Source organism: Cupriavidus sp. 05T42 (assembly GCF_056396345.1).
In genome coordinates, this window is record NZ_JBFTLH010000031.1 from 25,223 (window position 1) to 42,155 (window position 16,933).

The 16,933-nt window shown below is 65.7% G+C and carries 17 protein-coding genes; 5 read left to right on the forward strand and 12 right to left on the reverse strand.

The features are described 5' to 3' along the window. Positions 1 to 4: 4 nt before the first annotated feature. From AC1EJR_RS25830 to AC1EJR_RS25885, 12 genes are all read right to left on the reverse strand, one after another. Complete coding sequence (locus AC1EJR_RS25830) at positions 5 to 1,000, reverse strand: hypothetical protein (protein WP_441593725.1); 996 nt, start codon at positions 998 to 1,000, stop codon at positions 5 to 7. After that, positions 997 to 1,857, reverse strand: a complete 861-nt coding sequence (locus AC1EJR_RS25835) for an alpha/beta fold hydrolase (RefSeq protein ID WP_092301754.1) — start codon at positions 1,855 to 1,857, stop codon at positions 997 to 999. Before AC1EJR_RS25835 ends, AC1EJR_RS25830 begins: the two co-directional genes overlap by 4 nt. Further along, on the reverse strand, positions 1,854 to 2,873 hold the full coding sequence (locus tag AC1EJR_RS25840; RefSeq protein ID WP_441593726.1) for a beta-ketoacyl synthase N-terminal-like domain-containing protein: 1,020 nt from the start codon (positions 2,871 to 2,873) through the stop codon (positions 1,854 to 1,856). The genes AC1EJR_RS25835 and AC1EJR_RS25840 overlap by 4 nt, the downstream gene beginning before the upstream one ends. Continuing rightward, positions 2,870 to 4,009, reverse strand: a complete 1,140-nt coding sequence (locus AC1EJR_RS25845) for a beta-ketoacyl-[acyl-carrier-protein] synthase family protein (RefSeq protein ID WP_477147773.1) — start codon at positions 4,007 to 4,009, stop codon at positions 2,870 to 2,872. The genes AC1EJR_RS25840 and AC1EJR_RS25845 overlap by 4 nt, the downstream gene beginning before the upstream one ends. Further along, positions 4,006 to 5,133, reverse strand: a complete 1,128-nt coding sequence (locus tag AC1EJR_RS25850) for a beta-ketoacyl synthase N-terminal-like domain-containing protein (RefSeq protein ID WP_477147774.1) — start codon at positions 5,131 to 5,133, stop codon at positions 4,006 to 4,008. The genes AC1EJR_RS25845 and AC1EJR_RS25850 overlap by 4 nt, the downstream gene beginning before the upstream one ends. A 10-nt stretch (positions 5,134 to 5,143) precedes the next feature. Further along, the gene (locus AC1EJR_RS25855) at positions 5,144 to 6,349 is read right to left on the reverse strand and encodes a beta-ketoacyl-[acyl-carrier-protein] synthase family protein (RefSeq protein ID WP_177220026.1); all 1,206 of its coding nucleotides are present in this window, start codon (positions 6,347 to 6,349) and stop codon (positions 5,144 to 5,146) included. A 22-nt stretch (positions 6,350 to 6,371) separates the two neighbouring features. After that, complete coding sequence (locus AC1EJR_RS25860; protein ID WP_092301769.1) at positions 6,372 to 6,623, reverse strand: acyl carrier protein; 252 nt, start codon at positions 6,621 to 6,623, stop codon at positions 6,372 to 6,374. After that, the gene (locus tag AC1EJR_RS25865; protein WP_477113869.1) at positions 6,620 to 7,546 is read right to left on the reverse strand and encodes a beta-ketoacyl synthase N-terminal-like domain-containing protein; all 927 of its coding nucleotides are present in this window, start codon (positions 7,544 to 7,546) and stop codon (positions 6,620 to 6,622) included. The genes AC1EJR_RS25860 and AC1EJR_RS25865 overlap by 4 nt, the downstream gene beginning before the upstream one ends. Then, complete coding sequence (locus AC1EJR_RS25870; RefSeq protein ID WP_441593729.1) at positions 7,543 to 8,730, reverse strand: beta-ketoacyl synthase N-terminal-like domain-containing protein; 1,188 nt, start codon at positions 8,728 to 8,730, stop codon at positions 7,543 to 7,545. The genes AC1EJR_RS25865 and AC1EJR_RS25870 overlap by 4 nt, the downstream gene beginning before the upstream one ends. After that, the gene (locus tag AC1EJR_RS25875) at positions 8,727 to 9,641 is read right to left on the reverse strand and encodes an ApeI family dehydratase (protein WP_477113870.1); all 915 of its coding nucleotides are present in this window, start codon (positions 9,639 to 9,641) and stop codon (positions 8,727 to 8,729) included. The genes AC1EJR_RS25870 and AC1EJR_RS25875 overlap by 4 nt, the downstream gene beginning before the upstream one ends. Before the next feature lie 17 nt (positions 9,642 to 9,658). Next, positions 9,659 to 10,414, reverse strand: coding sequence for a 3-oxoacyl-[acyl-carrier-protein] reductase (gene fabG / locus AC1EJR_RS25880; RefSeq protein WP_218158060.1), 756 nt, complete (start codon positions 10,412 to 10,414; stop codon positions 9,659 to 9,661). A 103-nt stretch (positions 10,415 to 10,517) separates the two neighbouring features. Next, positions 10,518 to 11,111, reverse strand: coding sequence for a helix-turn-helix transcriptional regulator (locus AC1EJR_RS25885; protein WP_092301781.1), 594 nt, complete (start codon positions 11,109 to 11,111; stop codon positions 10,518 to 10,520). Between the two features lie 120 nt (positions 11,112 to 11,231). On the opposite strand from AC1EJR_RS25885, the gene recQ reads away from it, so the two are divergent. The 5 genes from recQ to AC1EJR_RS25910 all read left to right on the forward strand — a co-directional run. Continuing rightward, complete coding sequence (recQ, locus tag AC1EJR_RS25890) at positions 11,232 to 13,085, forward strand: DNA helicase RecQ (protein ID WP_092301784.1); 1,854 nt, start codon at positions 11,232 to 11,234, stop codon at positions 13,083 to 13,085. Positions 13,086 to 13,418: 333 nt separating this feature from the next. Next, a complete protein-coding gene (gene rpsL / locus AC1EJR_RS25895) occupies positions 13,419 to 13,796 on the forward strand; it encodes a 30S ribosomal protein S12 (protein WP_010810460.1) in 378 nt (125 codons plus the stop codon). Positions 13,797 to 14,019: 223 nt separating this feature from the next. Beyond that, on the forward strand, positions 14,020 to 14,490 hold the full coding sequence (gene rpsG, locus AC1EJR_RS25900; RefSeq protein WP_092301786.1) for a 30S ribosomal protein S7: 471 nt from the start codon (positions 14,020 to 14,022) through the stop codon (positions 14,488 to 14,490). A 118-nt stretch (positions 14,491 to 14,608) separates the two neighbouring features. Continuing rightward, on the forward strand, positions 14,609 to 16,717 hold the full coding sequence (gene fusA / locus AC1EJR_RS25905) for an elongation factor G (protein ID WP_477147775.1): 2,109 nt from the start codon (positions 14,609 to 14,611) through the stop codon (positions 16,715 to 16,717). A gap of 77 nt (positions 16,718 to 16,794) precedes the next feature. Continuing rightward, on the forward strand, positions 16,795 to 16,933 hold a 139-nt coding region (locus AC1EJR_RS25910), incomplete at its 3' end, for a GTP-binding protein (protein WP_477147777.1).

Sequence of the window (16,933 nt, forward strand, 5' to 3'; positions counted from 1 at the left end):
TCCTTCAGTCCGCGCACTGCCTGCCGCGCAGGGCGGCCGAGACCTCGGCGTCGAAGGTCACGAGCGACCAGTCACGGCGGTTCTCGACCACCGCGTAGCCGTGGGTGATCAGGCCAGTCGCCGTATGAACCAGTCCGCCATGCCGTTCGACATAGCAATCCATGCGCGACCGATAGGTGGTGTCCTTGAAAATATCCTCGACGGTGAAGACGGTGTGGATGGTCTCCTCCATCATCGCTTCGTCGAGGATCTGGAGGCTCGCCTGCGGTACGACGGGAATCCACTTCTTGTTCTCCAGCAATGTGCGGATAGAGATTCCACGCTCGGCGACAAAGAGATCCAGCACCTCCTCCATCAGTCTCAGGTAGCCCGAATGCTGGAGGCGATCGTTGAAGTGGCAGTAGAAATAGGGCACCCGCCATTGCCAGACGAAGCGGTTGCCTTCATCGGCAGCCAGCGCGCGACGCACGTCCAGCGGCGGGTTACCGGCCTGGCGCGCCGTGGCCAGGCCGGCATCGGGAATGGAGCGCTGCGGCCCTCGCCGGATCCGGGTACAGGTGTATGGCGCGAGGCGCGGCTCCCCGCTGGCTGGCTGTGGGGTTACGACGCTGTCGTCCAGGCGGAACAGCACGTCCACGTAACCGGTGACGGCCTTCAATGGTTTGCCGTCGCGCGGCACCGTCAGTGTCACGGCGACGCGCAGCACCCCGTTCGGTGCCTTCGGCGACGGCACGACCTCGATATCTACCGTATCGTCAATGTGAAGCGCATGGAGGATCCGTACGCTCGAATCGACGATCTCGAGACAGAGACCTTTCTGCTCATAGAGTTCGCGCGGTCCGAAGCCGTGCGCGCGGAAATGATCGACAACGGCTTCCTCGATGCAATACATGACGTGCTTGAAGCCGATCCAGGTGCAGATGTTGCAGCCTTCGAAGCGGGGCCGGACCTTGGTGTGGGTGCGGTCGAAGCCAGTCGTGTCGGAGTGATGCAAGGTCATGGCGTGGATTCCGTGGAGTGGAAGGAAGGGGTGGCGCCAGCACAAGTCTGGCGAGGCGTGGCCGGCATTGGATCGCCGCGCACCTGCAGGAACTGCGCGATGGCGCCGACAGCGTCGTGCCGGAGATCGTTCAGCAGAAAATGGCCGGCATCGCGAAAGACACGGAGCCGGCCTGCCGGCAGGGTGTCGACCATCGCGCGGACGTCGGGCAATCGCGCAAACTGGTCATCGCCGCCGGCCAACACGAGAAGTGGCTGGCGCACCTCGTGCAGGGGAAGGAAGGGCATCCCGGAGTACAGGCGCCAGAACTCGGTCCAGACGTAGCAACCGAAGTGCTCGCAGGCAGTGCGTGTCATGCGCTGCAGGACGTCCGGCGCCAGCGGGCGCGCGGTGCGGGCGCGGATGCTCTGTTGGACAAAATCCGGGAATGCGTTGACGTGCTGCTGGAACAGGGACCAGGTCACCTCCCGGTGTAACGCCTTGTAGAACGGCGAGACCAGCGCGGCGGGCGCGGTGGCCCCGGGTGTGGCCGGGTGCTGGGCAAGCAGCGTCAGCACGGTGTTGGCGCCGAACGAGTGGGCAATCCAGACGTCCGGGCACAGTTGAAAGCGCTCAAGCGCAGCGGATAACCACCGCTCGGGTGGCAGCACCCGGCCCCAGAGGCCAGACTGCAACCCGTTCCAGGGCAGGTCCAGCACGACGCACCGATGCGTGGCGGCCAGGCGCGGCAGCAGCGGTTCCCAGACGCTGCCTGCTTCCATCATCCCGTGGACCAGCACGGCCAGCGGGGCGCCGACGGGCCCACACACCCGCGCCTGAAGCGTGTAGCCGCCCAGTGATGCCAGCAGCGTCGTCATTGCCCGACGCCGCCCGCTTCAATGACGATGGCTCCGGCGCGGCGGTCCCCCCAGCTGCCACCGCCGAGGACGACCGCCCCGCGAGCCGACTCCGGCTCCGCGGCGCGTGCCTGTTCGCAATGATGGATCAGCGCATACAGCGTGCCGGCCCCATAGGCCGGGCCGGACAATATGCCGAGATCGCGCTGCGCGCCCTCGCGCTGATGGAGTGCGGTGACCGCGTGGGCGGCAAAGCTGTCGCCGGCGACGTAACAAGGCTTGCTCGCATGATCGGTCAGCAGGGCGTCCAGGGCGGGCGAACGTGCCGCATCGGCATGGCAATAGGCGTAGCCGGCCAGGGCACCATGGTGGCGTGCGCCACGGGCGTTGGCATCATCGGTCCGCTCGAGCACCAAGGCGCCTGCGCCTTCCAGCAAGGCGGGCAGCCCGCCGCCTTCGGCAAGCCGGCGGCCGGCCAGCAGGCTGCGCGCCGCCGGGCCATCCACTTCCACCGCGACAACCACCATGCGCCGGGCGCGGCCGTTGCGGATGGCATTGGCGGCCAGCACGATGGCATCGAGCGACGACGAAGCCCCGGTACAGACGGTGAGGTTGAGCGCACGCAGTCCGAAGCGAATGGCGATGGCGGCCGAGACGACATTGCTGGAGGCGTTGGGTAGATCCATTGCGCTGGTGGCATTGACGTGCTGGCGATGGATGGTCTCCGCTGCCTGGCAGACCGTATCCAGATTGCACGTGTTGGTAGCGACCACCACACCGAACCCGTCATCGTGCAAGGACACGGTGTCCGCCTTCACGAAGCCGGCGTCGGCCAGCGCCTTGGATGCTGCGCAGAGGGCCAGCAACGTGGAGCGCTCCTTGTAGCGAAGCCCCTTCTTGCCCAGCAGTCGCTCGGGCGTGAAATGCGGCGCGGCGGGACCGGCCCGCAACCCCTCCGCGAGGCTGTCGTGGGCGGAGAAGGCCGGGATCTCCCAGCCATGACCCGAGATGAGGATGGCCTGCGTGCGGGGATTCATGATTCGCACTCCAGGATGGCCACGGCATTGACGCCGCCGAAGCCGAACGCATTCACCTGGGCCAGCCGCGCATTGACCGGGGTGGCCTCGTTGACGATATTCATGGCGCGCGCCTCCGGCATCAGGTGCTCGAGCCCGACGGTGGGCGGCAGCATGCCGCACTCGATGGCTTCGATCGCCGTGACCACGCCAACCAGCCCCGACGCCCCCGAGGTATGCCCAGTCATCGATTTCATCGCACAGATACGTGGATGCGAGACGTGCTGCCGCATCACGCGCTGCATGGCCTCGGCCTCGGCCTTGTCGTTGAGCGGCGTACCGGTGCCGTGGGCCATGATGATGTCGATGTCCTCCGGCGCCAGACCGGCGCGTTGGTAGGCATCCTCGATGGCACGGGCGATGCCCGCCGGATCCGGGGCCGTCTCGTGCGCCGCATCGCAGCTCGTGCCGACGGCCCGCAACGTTGCCAGCACCGGCGCGCCGCGCGCGTTGGCGCTCGCGCGGGATTCCAGTACGACGGCGGCGGCGCCATCGCCCATCAGTACGCCGCGCCGGTCTCGATCGAATGGCCGGACTGCGTCGGGGTGCGAGGGATTCACGCGATCCAGCAAGCCGAACATGCTCTTCGTGATGGTGTCGCAGCCGCCGACGATCGCGAAGTCGAAGGCGCCGTCGCGCAGGAAGTCCTCGGCAACCGCGAGTGCGAAGCTGGAGGCGGAGCAGGCATTGGCGAGCGTGATGACCGGAAAGCTGGTGTGCAGCCTTCGGTTCAGTGCGCGCTCGAAATGCAACTGGTCGATCGTCATCGGCGTGCCGACCGTCCAGAACAGTTCCAGCGTGCGTAGCTCCCGCAGGCCGGTTCCCACCACGACGACGCAACGGGCGTCCGGCGGCAGTGCGGCCTCCCGCACGGCGGCCTGTACCGCATCGCAGAGCAGTTCGGTGGCGCGCAGCGCCCGGTCGATGCCGCCGGGGCGGTCGTCAATCTCATAGGCGTTGCGCACGTTGAAATGGTCGGCGGTAAATGCTTKCAGGCGCTTGCGGCCGGAGTGCCCTGAGCACAGGCTCTCGAAACACGTGCATTTGTCTTCGCCGAGGCTGGTCTTCATGGCCGAGCCGGTGATCGCATATGTCATGGAAGTTCCTTAGCCGCAGGCGCGCGGCGCACGATGAGGCAGCCCGCGTGCCCGTCGTCGGTGGTGGCCAGGACCATGCCCGCCGCACCGGCGGGGGCCTGTTCGAGACAGGCAAGCAKATGGCAGAGCGCGAGCACGAAGGTGGCGCTGTAGGTGTCGCCGAACCGATCGACGAGCGCCGTCTGGTGGACGGTCATGCTGGCGCCGGGCAGCCGCGCGATGGCGCGCCGTTCGATGTCGGCAATGCGAGGCTCGGCCGCGCCGCACAGGCAACAAGCGACCACCTCGGACGCATCGAGGCCGGCTTGCGTCAGGGCTTCGCCGATGCAGGCCAGTGCGCCCTCCACCGCGTGGTCCAGCGCCAGATCCCCGGCCGGGCCGTCGACGGGTTCGCTGTAGCGCCCGTAACGCAAGGCCAGGATGGCCACCCCTTCATGCTGCGGCGTGGTGCGCTCGAGCGAGAACATCGCGCAGCCTTCGCCCAGGGGCACGGCTTGCCGCTTGCCCAGCTGGATCAGGCCGCGATGTGCCCAGGCCGTCTGCACGCAAAGCTCCTCGACGGCACCTGTCAGAAGCCGGTCCGCATAGCCCCGGCGCAGCATCTGCGAGGCGTACTGCAGCGCGAGCAGTCCGGACAGCCGCCCTCCCGAGATGGTTGCGTTCACCGCGCGCGCCTTGAAGCGAATGGCGCACTGGCCCGCCGCGCAGTTCATCACGGTGTTCGGGAAGTGGGCGGGATTGACCAGGAATGGCCGCTCCTGGACCAGCGAGTCGCGCGTGAAATCGCTGGTGCTGCGGATACTGCCGGTACTGGTGCCCAGCACGAAGCCGGTTCGTTCGGCTTGCTCCCCTTCATAAGGCGGCTGGTCGCCATGCAGCAGGCGCGCCGTGCAAAGCGCGAGCGCCGTGGTGCGGTCGATAGAACGGGTTCCCTTGGCGCCAATCAGTGCGGAGACGTCGAAGTGTGCCGGGCGATAGGCGACGTCCTGCGGATACGGGTCGGTCGATTGCGGCAGTTCAGTCACCGGGGGTGCCGTTGGGTCAGCCGTGCGCAACGCATCCGCCCCCACCCCCAGGGCCGATATCGCCTGCCAGCCAACAATCGAGATGCCGTGGGCGGTCATGCGCTGCTCCTCATTGGGGGTACCTCGCGTACACGGTGATGGCGTTGTTGCCGCCGAAGGCAAAGCCGTTGTTCTGCACCACGCGCAGGTCGGCGGCGCGCGAGTGGTTGGGTACGCAATCGAGCGGGCAGCGGGGGTCCGTCTCACCATGGTTGATGGTCGGCGGCAGGAATCCGTCCCGGACGGCCACCGCGCAGGCGATGCTGGCCAGTGCGCTGGCGGCGCCCATGGTGTGTCCGATCATCGACTTGATGGAGGAAACCGGCGGCTTGGTGGCGCCGAACACCTCGGCGATGGCACCGGATTCCGTGATGTCGTTGGCGATGGTGCCGGTGCCGTGGGCGCAGATGTACTGGATCTGCGCCGCGCTGACGCCCGCGTTACGGTGTGCGAGCCGGATGCAGCGCACGATGCTGTCCCGATTCGGCGCCACCATGTGGTCCGCGTCGCAGGTCAGTCCGTAGCCCAGGACCTCGGCGTAGATCCGCGCGCCACGGGCCAGGGCGCTGTCGAGCGACTCGAGCAGAAGCAGACCGGCCCCTTCGCCCGTCAGGATGCCCTTGCGGTCCTTGTCGAATGGCTGGCAGACCTGCGGCGCGATGGTGCCCAGCCGGTAGAAGCCGGCGAATGTCTTGCGGCATACCGAGTCCGCGCCGCCGCACAGCATGGCGTCCGCATCCCCGAGCCCGATGCAGTCATAGGCATAGCCGATGGCGTAGTTGCCGGCCGAGCATGCCGTGGGGAGGGTGATGGCGCCGCCGCGCAAGCCCAGCGCGCGCGCCACCGCGAATGAGATGTGGTGCGAAGGCACCTGCTGGAGCAGCGCGGGGTCAATGCCGGCATAGCCATGGCGTACCGCCTGCTCGGTGAGCTGGTCGATCACCTGCGATTCGCCGTCGGTCGTCCCGATGGACACGCCGCAGCGGGCCTGTTTGAGCTGGGCTGTATCGATCCCGCTGTCACGTATCGCCATGCCGGCCGCCGCGACCGCGAACTGTGCACTGCGGCCCAGTGTGCTCGGATCGATCCCGGCGGTCCAGGTGGCGGGGTCGAAATTCCGGACTTCGCATCCGCGATGGCTGGCGAAGCCCGACGTGTCGAAGGAGCGAATCTCGGACACGCCGCACGCCCCGGCACGGAGCGCGTCGGTGAACGCCTTCACGCCAAGACCTATGCTGCTCACGGCACCAATGCCGGTCACGACGACACGTCGCATGATGATGGCTCCGGTGCGTGACTCAGGACTTGACCGAGGCGGCTTCATCCACCACCTGGCAGACGCCCTCCAGGTTCACCATGCGAGCCAGCCCGTCCTGCGAGATGGTCACGCCGAAAGCCTTCTCCAGGCTGGCGAGGATTTCGATGGCGCGCAGCGAATCCGCGTCATGGTCTTCCTTGAAGCGGCTGGTCATGGTCATGTCGGTCGGCTCKATCTCAAGGATTTCGGAAACGATCTGCTTGATGGCGGCGATGCGGTCGGGGGAAGTCATGATGGATGTGCTCCTTCTTGGGTGGAAAGCGGTCGGCATTGGGAAACAAATGCCATGTAGCGGTGCTCGTGTATGGCGACGAGGATGAAGGGGTGGTCGTCACGCAGCGTCGGCAGGGCGCACAGCAGGGGTGCCAGGGCGCCTGCGTCGTCGCACGTGAGGATGTCTGGGGGCGGAAGGCCTTTGGGCCAGCTGAGCGGCGTGCGGGCCGGGACAACAAGCCGCGTCGGTCCGGGAAACCCGGAGGCGGTGCGCGTCAGCGCGTGGACCAGCCGCCGCGGCAGTTGTCCGGTCGTTTCGACCCGGCCCCAACCGAGGGGCCGCAGGCAATGACCGTTCTCCGTCGCGCGCCCGCCCAGCCGGAGCGCGACGGCGCCCGGCAGGATGGCTGCGCCGGCACCCTCGGGGATCGCCTCTTCGGCGGCAATGACCAGCGATTGGTCGGCGCGCCCGGCCTGGATCGCCTGGATGCCCAGCATCAGGGCTTCGAAGCCGGCCAGGAACGGCGACGTGACGGTGCTGCATAGCGCGCGGGCCTGACAGTCGATGGCGACGTGGGCGGCGGCAATATTGGCCGAGATATTGGGTGCGCTGACGGTGCTGACGGCATCCAGTCCGCCGTGGGCCACGGCCTGATCGAACAGGTGCCGGACTGAGACATCCGCGACACTTGTACCGAAACAAAGCGCGAGCCGCTCAGGGGCGACGCGGCCATCCGTGCATGGATCGGGACACCGGCGCGCCGCGGCCAGCGCGTAGCGCGTGGTGTCGTTGAGGTAGCGGTGCCGCGTACCCGGCAGCCACAGGGCCGGATCGAACCAGTCCGGGTCGACGATCGCAAGCGTGCCAGGCGAGCACGGGAGAAGATCTTCCCCGATGCCGGGCGCCACGGCCGCGCAGGTCAGGAGATTGACGGCGCTCATGGCGTCCCTTCCTGCAAGACCAGGGACACGTTGTTCCCACCGAATCCACAGGCATTGATGAGTGCCCGAAGCGGCCGTCTTGCCCGCAGTGGCGTTTCACGGCTGGGCAGCCGGATGCGCGTGGCCGGATCAGGGCGCTCGCAGTAGCCTGCCGGCACCTTCCGATGTGCCAGTGCAAGCGCGGCCGCGAGCAGGGAGAACATGCCGGACGCGCCTGCGGTGTGTCCGATATGCGCCTTGGCGGACAGCACCGGTGGCATGACGACGCTTGGGCCAAGCACTGCCGCCAGAATGTTGCCTTCGATGCGGTCGTTGGGGGGCGTGCCGGTGCCGTGTGGCACGATGACGTCGATGCCGTCGATGCCGACATTCGCATCGCGCAGCGCCTCGCGCAAGGCCCGGGAGATGTCCCGGCCGCCGGGTTCTGGGGCGGTCGGGTGGAAGGCGTCGCAGCTCACGCCGATGCCTCGGATGCGTCCGGCGGATCCGGCGTGCGCGGCAGCTTCGCTGTCGGCCACGAGTACCAGCGCGGCGGCGCCTTCGCCAAGCACGGTGCCCAGGCGGCGGACGTCGAAGGGCATGCACCGCTGCGGATCGAGCGCCGTCATGCGTTGAAAGCCCGCTTGGGTGACGTGGGAAAGCAGGTCGGCGCCGATCACGATCATCGCGTCGGCCATGCCGGCCCGGATGATGTCCACCGCATGGACCAGGGCATGAAGGCCAGCCGAGCAGGCGTTGGCGGCGACGAAAGCCGGTCCGGACACCTGGATGGGCAGCACGTGCGGCAGCGTGTCGATGGCGCGGTACGGGTGGCTCGCGGCATACGGCGCCACGGCGCCTTCTAGGCGGTGCCGTTCGGCACGGCGGCTGTCCCCGGCCGCCGTGCCAAGCACCAGACCGGTGTGCAGGGTGTCGAGTGCATGGCCGCGTCTGCGGGCGTCATCGAGGGCTTGCAGGGCAACATCTGCGATCAGGCTGTCGAAGTCGGCATGCACATGAGAGGCCGACGCGGGCAGGCAATGGCCATGGCGCCACGTCCGCCCATCGGTACTCCGCGGGACGATGGCGTTCGGTGACGGCGCCTCGGGTGCGCGTTGCAGGGCACGCCAGAAGGCTTCGACATCCGGACCTGCGGCGGAGCAGGCGCCGAATCCGGCCAGCAGGACATCGCGCCGCTGTGTCATCGCTGGCCTCCAGTGGCGCCGAGTGTCGTCGCGCCAATGGAGAAGGCCATCAGATCGTCGAACAGGGCGACAGTGCGTCCCCCGACGCTGGTCTGTCCCGCCAGGTGGGCCACGTTGCGCCCACATTCCAGGAGATGGACGTCGTGGCGAAGCTGGTCCCCCGGCAGGGCTCGGCCAAGCAGATGGATGCCGCGAAACTCGCCGAACACGGTCAGCGAGGCGGCGCCGCCAGCGTCCGCAAAGAAGCCGCGCCGGGATAGCAGCAGCCCCGCGCCCTGGGCGAAGGACTCCACCAGCAGCGCCAACGGATATGCCAGTTGCGCCTCGTCCATGCCGCGATGCGCGGCGCCGAAGCAAGGCTCATTGAGCGTGATGTTCTTGTAGGCGACTGCGCGAGCAGTGCCATCCAGCGCCACACGATCGACCAGCCGCATGGGATGACCATGCGGTAGCACCTTGAGGGCGACGGTCGGATCGCGCGGCAAATCCGCCGCGGATACTTCCGGGGCGCCTGCATGGCGTGGCACCGGGCCAGTGCCGAGGATGCCGTGGGCCACCGCGCTACCAGGCTTGGTAAAGCGGATCTGCACCGCATCGAGGTCATCCCAGGCAACCTGCAATGTGCAGGTGTCCCCCGGCAGGACCGGGTTCTGGAAGCGCAGGCGCGTCACACTGGTGACGCGGCGCCCCGTCTGGCCGCTCTGCGCGAGCGCATGGTTGGCGGCATGCTGCGCCATCTCCAGCAGGAATGCCCCGGGCAGGATGGGGTACGTCGGAAAGTGGCCCTGAAAGCTGTCGTCGTCGTCCGCAAAACGCCAGTCGAATTCCCATTCGCGGAGGCCGGGCCGGCGACAGTCCGAGAAGCCCCGGACGCTGCGGGCCATGATGAGAGGCGGGAGGATGTCGTCCACGATATCGCCCTGGCGCCTTAGAGGACGAGCCCGCCGTCGATCTGAAAGACCTGGCCCGTGACGTAGGCCGCGTCGGCGGAGGCCAGGAAGCGGACCAACGCCGCGACTTCCTCGGGCCTGCCAAAGCGGCGCAGCGGCACGCGGGCCAGTGCGGCCGACGCGACGCTGTCGGAAAGGCCTGCCGTCATGTCGGATTCGATGAAACCCGGCGCCACGGCATTGACGCGCACGCCGTAGGGCGCAACCTCCTTGGCCAGCGCCCGGGTGAAGCCGATCATGCCGGCCTTCGATGCCGAATAGTTGGTCTGGGTAGCGTTACCGTAGACGCCCGCAATGGACGCCACGTTGACGATGACGCCGGTGCGCCGCTTCATGAAGTGGAAGGCGGCGGACCGGCTCAAGTGGAAGGTGCCGGTGAGATTGGTGTCGATGACCGCGGCCCATGCATCGGGTCGCATTGTCGCCAGCGGCGCATCGCGGGTGATGCCGGCGTTGTTCACCAGCACGTCGACCTGGCCGAGATGTTCGATGGTCTCGGCAAAGAAGCGCTCGCAGGCGCCCGCGTCGGCAACGTTGCATTGCAGGGCCAGCGAGGGGATGCCTGCGGCGCGCAGCTGGGCGAGTGTCTCGAGGCCGGCATCGCCTGATGCGTGATGGCAGTAGGAGATTGCGTAGCCAGCGTCGGCCAGTGCCAGGCATATCGCCCGGCCGATCCCGCGTGAGCCGCCGCTGACCAGTGCAACCGGGCGCTGCGGCGATGCCATCGATGTCATCTGCCATTCCTCGCAATGTCGATGGCGCATTGCAACAGACATGGCGAAGTGCAGTAACTACCAAATCTGATAGGCGCGTGGGCTACGTTTGCGCCAAGTCAACTCACCCGTTGAGCCACCCCTGCAAGGCAGCGCACACGGCTGCCGCCGTCTTGTTCCTGGCCTGCAGCTTGAGCATTGCATTGCGAATGTGGAAGTTGACGGTGTTGCCGGAGACCATCAGCAATGCGGCGATTTCCGACGAGGTCTTGCCCTGGGCAGTCAGTTTCAGGACTTCGAGCTCGCGCTCGGTCAGGGGCGACTGTCCTTGCCCGGTGGGGCGCGCCATGCGTTGCTGGTCCAGCACGAGATGAACCACGAAGGCGAACCAGCGCATGCGAATTTCGCGACGGCCAAGCTTGCCGTTGACCGGCGGGGTTGGCGACGGGGCGGAGGGTAGGGGCCCACCGCGCATGGCCAGGGTGAAGTCCTCCTCCGACAGACCGTGGCACAGGCCCAGCAGCCTTGCCTCGCTCCACAGCTGGCTCGCCGAGAATGTCATGCTGCGGTTCCCCATATCGAAGCCGAGCATCGCGGCGGTCGTCTCGATGCTCTCGAGTACTTCACGCTCCGAGGCTGCCGGCTTGCTGATGCGATTGAGTCGATCCTGCCAATTGCCCATTGCATCGCCCCTTGTTGAGAGTCTGGCAATGCCCATGGAACTCTGCAACCGTCGAGAACGCAATCGCCGTTATCCGAAATAGCGATCTCGGCAGCATCGGCGCCGAGCCCGGGCGCCTTAGTGGTAAGGTTACGGCTTTCCCGAATTCCGCTGTCCATGTCGCGCGCACTGGCGATCCTCAAAGAAGTCTTCGGCTACCACGCCTTTCGCGGCCGGCAGGCAGAGATCATCGACCATGTGGCCGAGGGCGGCGATTGCCTGGTGCTTATGCCCACGGGCGGCGGGAAGTCGCTCTGCTACCAGATACCGGCGCTGCTGCGCCAGCAGGCGGGGCAGGGGGTCGGTATCGTCGTCTCGCCCCTGATCGCGCTGATGCAGGACCAGGTGGCGGCGCTGACCGAGGCCGGTGTGCGCGCCGCGGTGCTCAATTCCACGCTGACCAGCAGTGAAGCCTCCGCCGTGGAGCGCGACCTGCTCGCGGGGCGGCTGGAAATCCTCTATGTGGCGCCCGAGCGGCTGATGACGCCGCGCTTCCTCGACCTGCTCGAACGTACCCGCGTCGGGCTGTTCGCGATCGACGAGGCGCATTGTGTGTCGCAATGGGGCCACGACTTCCGGCCCGAGTACATCCAGCTGTCGGTGCTGCACGAGCGCTTCCCGCAGGTGCCGCGTATTGCACTCACGGCCACGGCGGACACGCAGACGCGCGAAGAGATCGTCGAGCGGCTGGCGCTGGACGACGCGCGCGTGTTCATCTCCAGCTTCGACCGGCCGAACATCCGCTACCGCATCGTCGAGAAAGACAATGCGCGCAACCAGCTGCTCGCCTTTATCAAGGCCGAACACATGAATGGCCACGGCGGGCACGACAGCGGCATCATCTATTGCCTGTCGCGCAAGAAGGTCGAGGATACCGCCGCCTGGCTGGCCGGCCACGGCATCCAGGCGCTGGGGTATCACGCCGGCATGGATGCCCAAGTGCGGCAGCGTCACCAGGCACGCTTCCGGGAAGAGGAGGGCATCGTGATGGTGGCGACAATTGCCTTCGGCATGGGCATTGACAAGCCGGACGTCCGGTTCGTCGCCCATATGGACCTGCCCAAGAGCATGGAAGGCTATTACCAGGAAACCGGTCGCGCTGGCCGCGACGGCCTGCCCGCCAATGCCTGGATGGCCTACGGCCTGGGCGACGTGGTGCAGCAGAAGCGGATGATCGACGAGTCCGAAGCGGACGATGCCCACAAGCGCGTGTCGTCCTCCAAGCTCGACGCCCTGCTGGGTTTGTGCGAGACGGCCGGATGCCGGCGCGTGCGCATCCTGGCGTATTTCGACGAAAACGCTGAGCCGTGCGGCAATTGCGACACTTGCCTTGAGCCGCCAGCGACCTGGGACGGCACGCGCGAGGCGCAGATGGCCCTGTCCTGCGTCTACCGCACGGCCCAGGCGAGCCGCGTCCACTTCGGCGCGACCCATCTGATCGATATCCTGCGCGGCAACGCCAACGAGAAGATCCGGCAGTGGGGCCATGACAAGGTCTCGACCTTCGGCATCGGCAAGGACCGGTCGGTCTCGGAGTGGCATGCGATCTTCCGCCAGCTGATTGCCCACGGGCTGCTGGTGATCGACCATGGCGGCCATGGCGCGTTGCTGCTGGGCGAGTCGGCCCGGGCCGTGCTCAAGGGCGAGCAGCCGATCACGCTGCGCCGGCAGGTCAGCAAACCGGCCAAGTCCGGCGACCGCGCCGCACGTGGCACGCGTACCGACCATACCGCGACGATGGACCCCGACGCGCTGGCCCACTGGGAGGCGCTGCGCAGTTGGCGCACGGCGGCGGCGCGCGAGCACGGCGTGCCGGCCTACGTCATCTTCCATGACGCGACGCTGGCCGAACTGGCCCGCAGCGCGCCCGAATCGCTMGGCGAACTGGCTGAAGTGCCCGGTATCGGTGCATCGAAGCTCGAGCGCTACGGCGAGGAAATCCTCGAGACGCTGCGCGCGGTCCGAGTCTGACCGGGGCGCCMACCCAAGGCGTATACAGAGCGGGTATACCGCTTGACCATTGTCAACACCCCTGCTAGGATGCCAGATTCGAGTTTTTGGCTTTGGATTTCGCTCGTCCGTCGGACGCGCGCCCGCGGAGTGATCCTTGCGGCGCAGCCGGCAGGATAGCCAAGCGGGATCCGGGCGAGCTCGCGCTCTTTGGCAAGTCTGTCACTTCACAGCCCTTCCTTTCGAGCGCCCGCTCTCCATTCCCGTCCGAAACCCGTAGTTGCCCCTCAGGCCGAATTCATTGATATGGAGCCGGCGGAGGGGTGTTTTTGTAAAACCAAGCTGGATTGAACAATGCCAACTATCAACCAACTGGTTCGCAAGCCGCGTGTCTCTGAAGTCGTCAAGAGCAAGAGCCCTGCGCTTGAGAACTGCCCGCAGCGTCGCGGCGTGTGCACCCGTGTGTACACCACGACGCCGAAGAAGCCGAACTCGGCACTGCGTAAGGTCGCCAAGGTGCGCCTGACCAACGGTTTCGAGGTCATCTCGTACATCGGCGGTGAAGGCCACAACCTGCAGGAACACTCGGTCGTGCTGATCCGCGGCGGCCGTGTGAAGGATCTGCCGGGTGTGCGTTACCACATCGTCCGTGGCTCGCTCGACTTGCAAGGCGTGAAGGACCGCAAGCAAGCTCGTTCGAAGTACGGCGCGAAGCGTCCGAAGGCTGCCTGATCGTTTTCAGGGCAGCTGGGCAAGCGATTGCCCGCAGCAGCAACAAGAAGATGGCCTGTGGCGCGAGTCATGGTGCTGTCACCAGGCGGCGGTACAACGGAGAGTTATGCGCCGTGCCGTCGAGTAAGTGGTCACCCGGCGAATTTGCCATGCAGGCAAGCTAGTTGGTGGCCGGAGAGTCGCGATAAGTAACGCGCTCTCAACTGAATCTAAAGGAAAGAAGATGCCACGTCGTCGTGAAGTCCCCAAGCGGGAAGTTCTGCCTGATCCGAAGTTCGGTAACGTTGAAGTTGCCAAGTTCATGAACGTGCTGATGCTGGACGGCAAGAAGTCGGTTGCCGAACGCATTGTGTACGGCGCGTTCGACCAGATCGAAAAGAAGGCAGGCAAGGCCCCCATCGAAGTGTTTTCCGTTGCCATCAACAACGTGAAGCCGGTGGTGGAAGTGAAGAGCCGTCGCGTGGGCGGCGCTAACTATCAGGTTCCGGTCGAAGTCCGTCCGTCGCGTCGTTTGGCATTGGCGATGCGTTGGCTGCGCGAGGCCGCGAAGAAACGCAGCGAGAAGTCGATGGCGCTGCGCCTGGCAGGTGAGCTGCTGGAAGCATCGGAAGGCCGTGGCGGCGCGATGAAGAAGCGCGATGAAGTGCACCGCATGGCCGAAGCCAACAAGGCGTTCTCGCACTTCCGCTTCTAAAGCGAGCGAGACACGTTGTTGGTTGCCGGGCGGGCTGTGTTGCTACACATCTCGCCCGTTTGTGTTAGGGGCGCGGGCGATGAGATGCCGGCGCCTCACGGACGAATAGAGGATTAAAGTGGCTCGTAAGACTCCCATTGAGCGCTACCGCAATATCGGTATTTCGGCTCACATTGACGCGGGTAAAACCACCACGACCGAGCGGATCCTGTTCTACACCGGTGTGAACCACAAGATCGGTGAAGTGCACGATGGCGCGGCCACCATGGACTGGATGGAGCAGGAGCAGGAGCGTGGCATCACGATCACCTCCGCTGCCACCACCGCTTTCTGGAAGGGCATGGCCGGGAACTATCCCGAGCACCGCTTCAACATCATCGACACCCCGGGCCACGTGGACTTCACCATCGAGGTGGAGCGCTCCATGCGCGTGCTGGACGGTGCCTGCATGGTCTACTGCGCAGTGGGTGGCGTGCAGCCCCAGTCGGAAACCGTGTKGCGCCAGGCTAACAAGTACGGCGTGCCGCGTCTGGCCTTCGTGAACAAGATGGACCGTACCGGCGCCAACTTCTTCAAGGTCTACGACCAGCTGAAGAACCGCCTGAAGGCCAACCCGGTGCCCGTCGTGGTGCCGATCGGTGCTGAAGACGGCTTCCAGGGCGTCGTCGATCTGCTGGAAATGAAGGCGATCATTTGGGACGAAGCCAGCCAGGGCGTGAAGTTCGAATACCAGGACATCCCGGCCGAGCTGCAAGCTATCGCTGAAGAATGGCGCGAGAAGATGGTCGAGTCCGCCGCCGAAGCCAGCGAAGAGCTGATGGAAAAGTACCTGGGCGGCGAAGAGCTGACCCGTGCCGAGATCGTCAAGGCGCTGCGTGACCGTACCATCGCCTGCGAAATCCAGCCGATGCTGTGCGGCACCGCGTTCAAGAACAAGGGTGTGCAGCGTATGCTGGACGCCGTGATCGACTTCCTGCCGTCGCCGGTCGATATTCCGCCGGTCACCGGCGTGGACGAACGCGACGACGAAAAGAAGCTCGAGCGCAAGGCTGACGACAGCGAGAAGTTCTCGGCGCTGGCGTTCAAGATCATGACCGACCCGTTCGTTGGCCAGCTGATCTTCTTCCGCGTGTACTCGGGCAAGATCAATTCGGGCGACACCGTGTACAACCCGGTGAAGCAGAAGAAGGAGCGTCTGGGCCGTATTCTGCAGATGCACGCGAACCAGCGCGAAGAAATCAAGGAAGTGCTGGCCGGCGACATCGCCGCTGCGGTGGGCCTGAAGGACGCCACCACGGGCGATACGCTGTGCGATCCGGCTGCCCCGATCGTGCTCGAGCGCATGATCTTCCCGGAGCCGGTGATCTCGCAGGCTGTCGAGCCGAAGACCAAGGCTGACCAGGAAAAGATGGGCATCGCCCTGAACCGCCTGGCCGCTGAAGATCCGTCGTTCCGCGTGCGTACCGATGAAGAATCGGGCCAGACCATCATTTCGGGCATGGGCGAGCTCCACCTGGAAATTCTGGTCKACCGCATGAAGCGCGAATTCGGCGTGGAAGCCAACATCGGCGCGCCGCAGGTGGCTTACCGCGAAACCATTCGCAAGAAGGCCGAAGACGTCGAAGGCAAGTTCGTCAAGCAGTCGGGCGGCCGCGGCCAGTACGGTCACGCCGTGATCACGCTGGAACCGCAAGAGCCGGGCAAGGGCTTCGAGTTCATCGACGCCATCAAGGGCGGTGTGATTCCTCGCGAATACATCCCGGCAGTCGAGAAGGGTATCGTCGACACGCTGTCGGCCGGTATTCTKGCTGGCTTCCCGGTGGTGGACGTGAAGGTTACGCTGACGTTCGGTTCGTACCACGATGTGGACTCGAACGAAAACGCGTTCCGCATGGCCGGCTCGATGGCTTTCAAGGAAGCCATGCGCAAGGCCAGCCCGGTTCTGCTCGAGCCGATGATGGCCGTGGAAGTGGAAACGCCGGAAGACTACACGGGTACGGTGATGGGCGATCTGTCGTCCCGTCGCGGCATCGTGCAGGGCATGGACGACATGATTGGCGGCGGCAAGATCATCAAGGCCGAAGTCCCGCTGTCGGAAATGTTCGGTTATTCCACGTCGCTGCGCTCGGCCACGCAAGGTCGCGCCACGTACACCATGGAATTCAAGCATTACGCCGAGGCACCCAAGAACATCGCCGAAGCCGTGATCACGGCCAAGGGCAAGTAATTGGAAGTTTGCCGCCGCGCCTGCCGGTGCGGCGGCGCGATGAAACAACAAGATTGCATTCCATTAGGAGCTGAAAAATGGCAAAGGAAAAGTTCKAGCGGACCAAGCCGCACGTGAACGTAGGTACGATTGGTCACGTTGACCACGGCAAGACGACGCTGACGGCAGCAATCKCCACGGTGCTGGCTGCGAAGTTTGGCGGCTCGGCCAAGAAGT

Coding starts and splice junctions, on each gene's coding strand:
- AC1EJR_RS25830 (WP_441593725.1), bottom strand. CDS start 1,000: ATGACCTTGCATCACTCCGACACGACTGGCTTCGACCGCACCCACACC.
- AC1EJR_RS25835 (WP_092301754.1), bottom strand. CDS start 1,857: ATGACGACGCTGCTGGCATCACTGGGCGGCTACACGCTTCAGGCGCGG.
- AC1EJR_RS25840 (WP_441593726.1), bottom strand. CDS start 2,873: ATGAATCCCCGCACGCAGGCCATCCTCATCTCGGGTCATGGCTGGGAG.
- AC1EJR_RS25855 (WP_177220026.1), bottom strand. CDS start 6,349: ATGCGACGTGTCGTCGTGACCGGCATTGGTGCCGTGAGCAGCATAGGT.
- AC1EJR_RS25865 (WP_477113869.1), bottom strand. CDS start 7,546: ATGAGCGCCGTCAATCTCCTGACCTGCGCGGCCGTGGCGCCCGGCATC.
- AC1EJR_RS25870 (WP_441593729.1), bottom strand. CDS start 8,730: ATGACACAGCGGCGCGATGTCCTGCTGGCCGGATTCGGCGCCTGCTCC.
- fabG (WP_218158060.1), bottom strand. CDS start 10,414: ATGACATCGATGGCATCGCCGCAGCGCCCGGTTGCACTGGTCAGCGGC.
- AC1EJR_RS25885 (WP_092301781.1), bottom strand. CDS start 11,111: ATGGGCATTGCCAGACTCTCAACAAGGGGCGATGCAATGGGCAATTGG.
- rpsL (WP_010810460.1), top strand. CDS start 13,419: ATGCCAACTATCAACCAACTGGTTCGCAAGCCGCGTGTCTCTGAAGTC.
- rpsG (WP_092301786.1), top strand. CDS start 14,020: ATGCCACGTCGTCGTGAAGTCCCCAAGCGGGAAGTTCTGCCTGATCCG.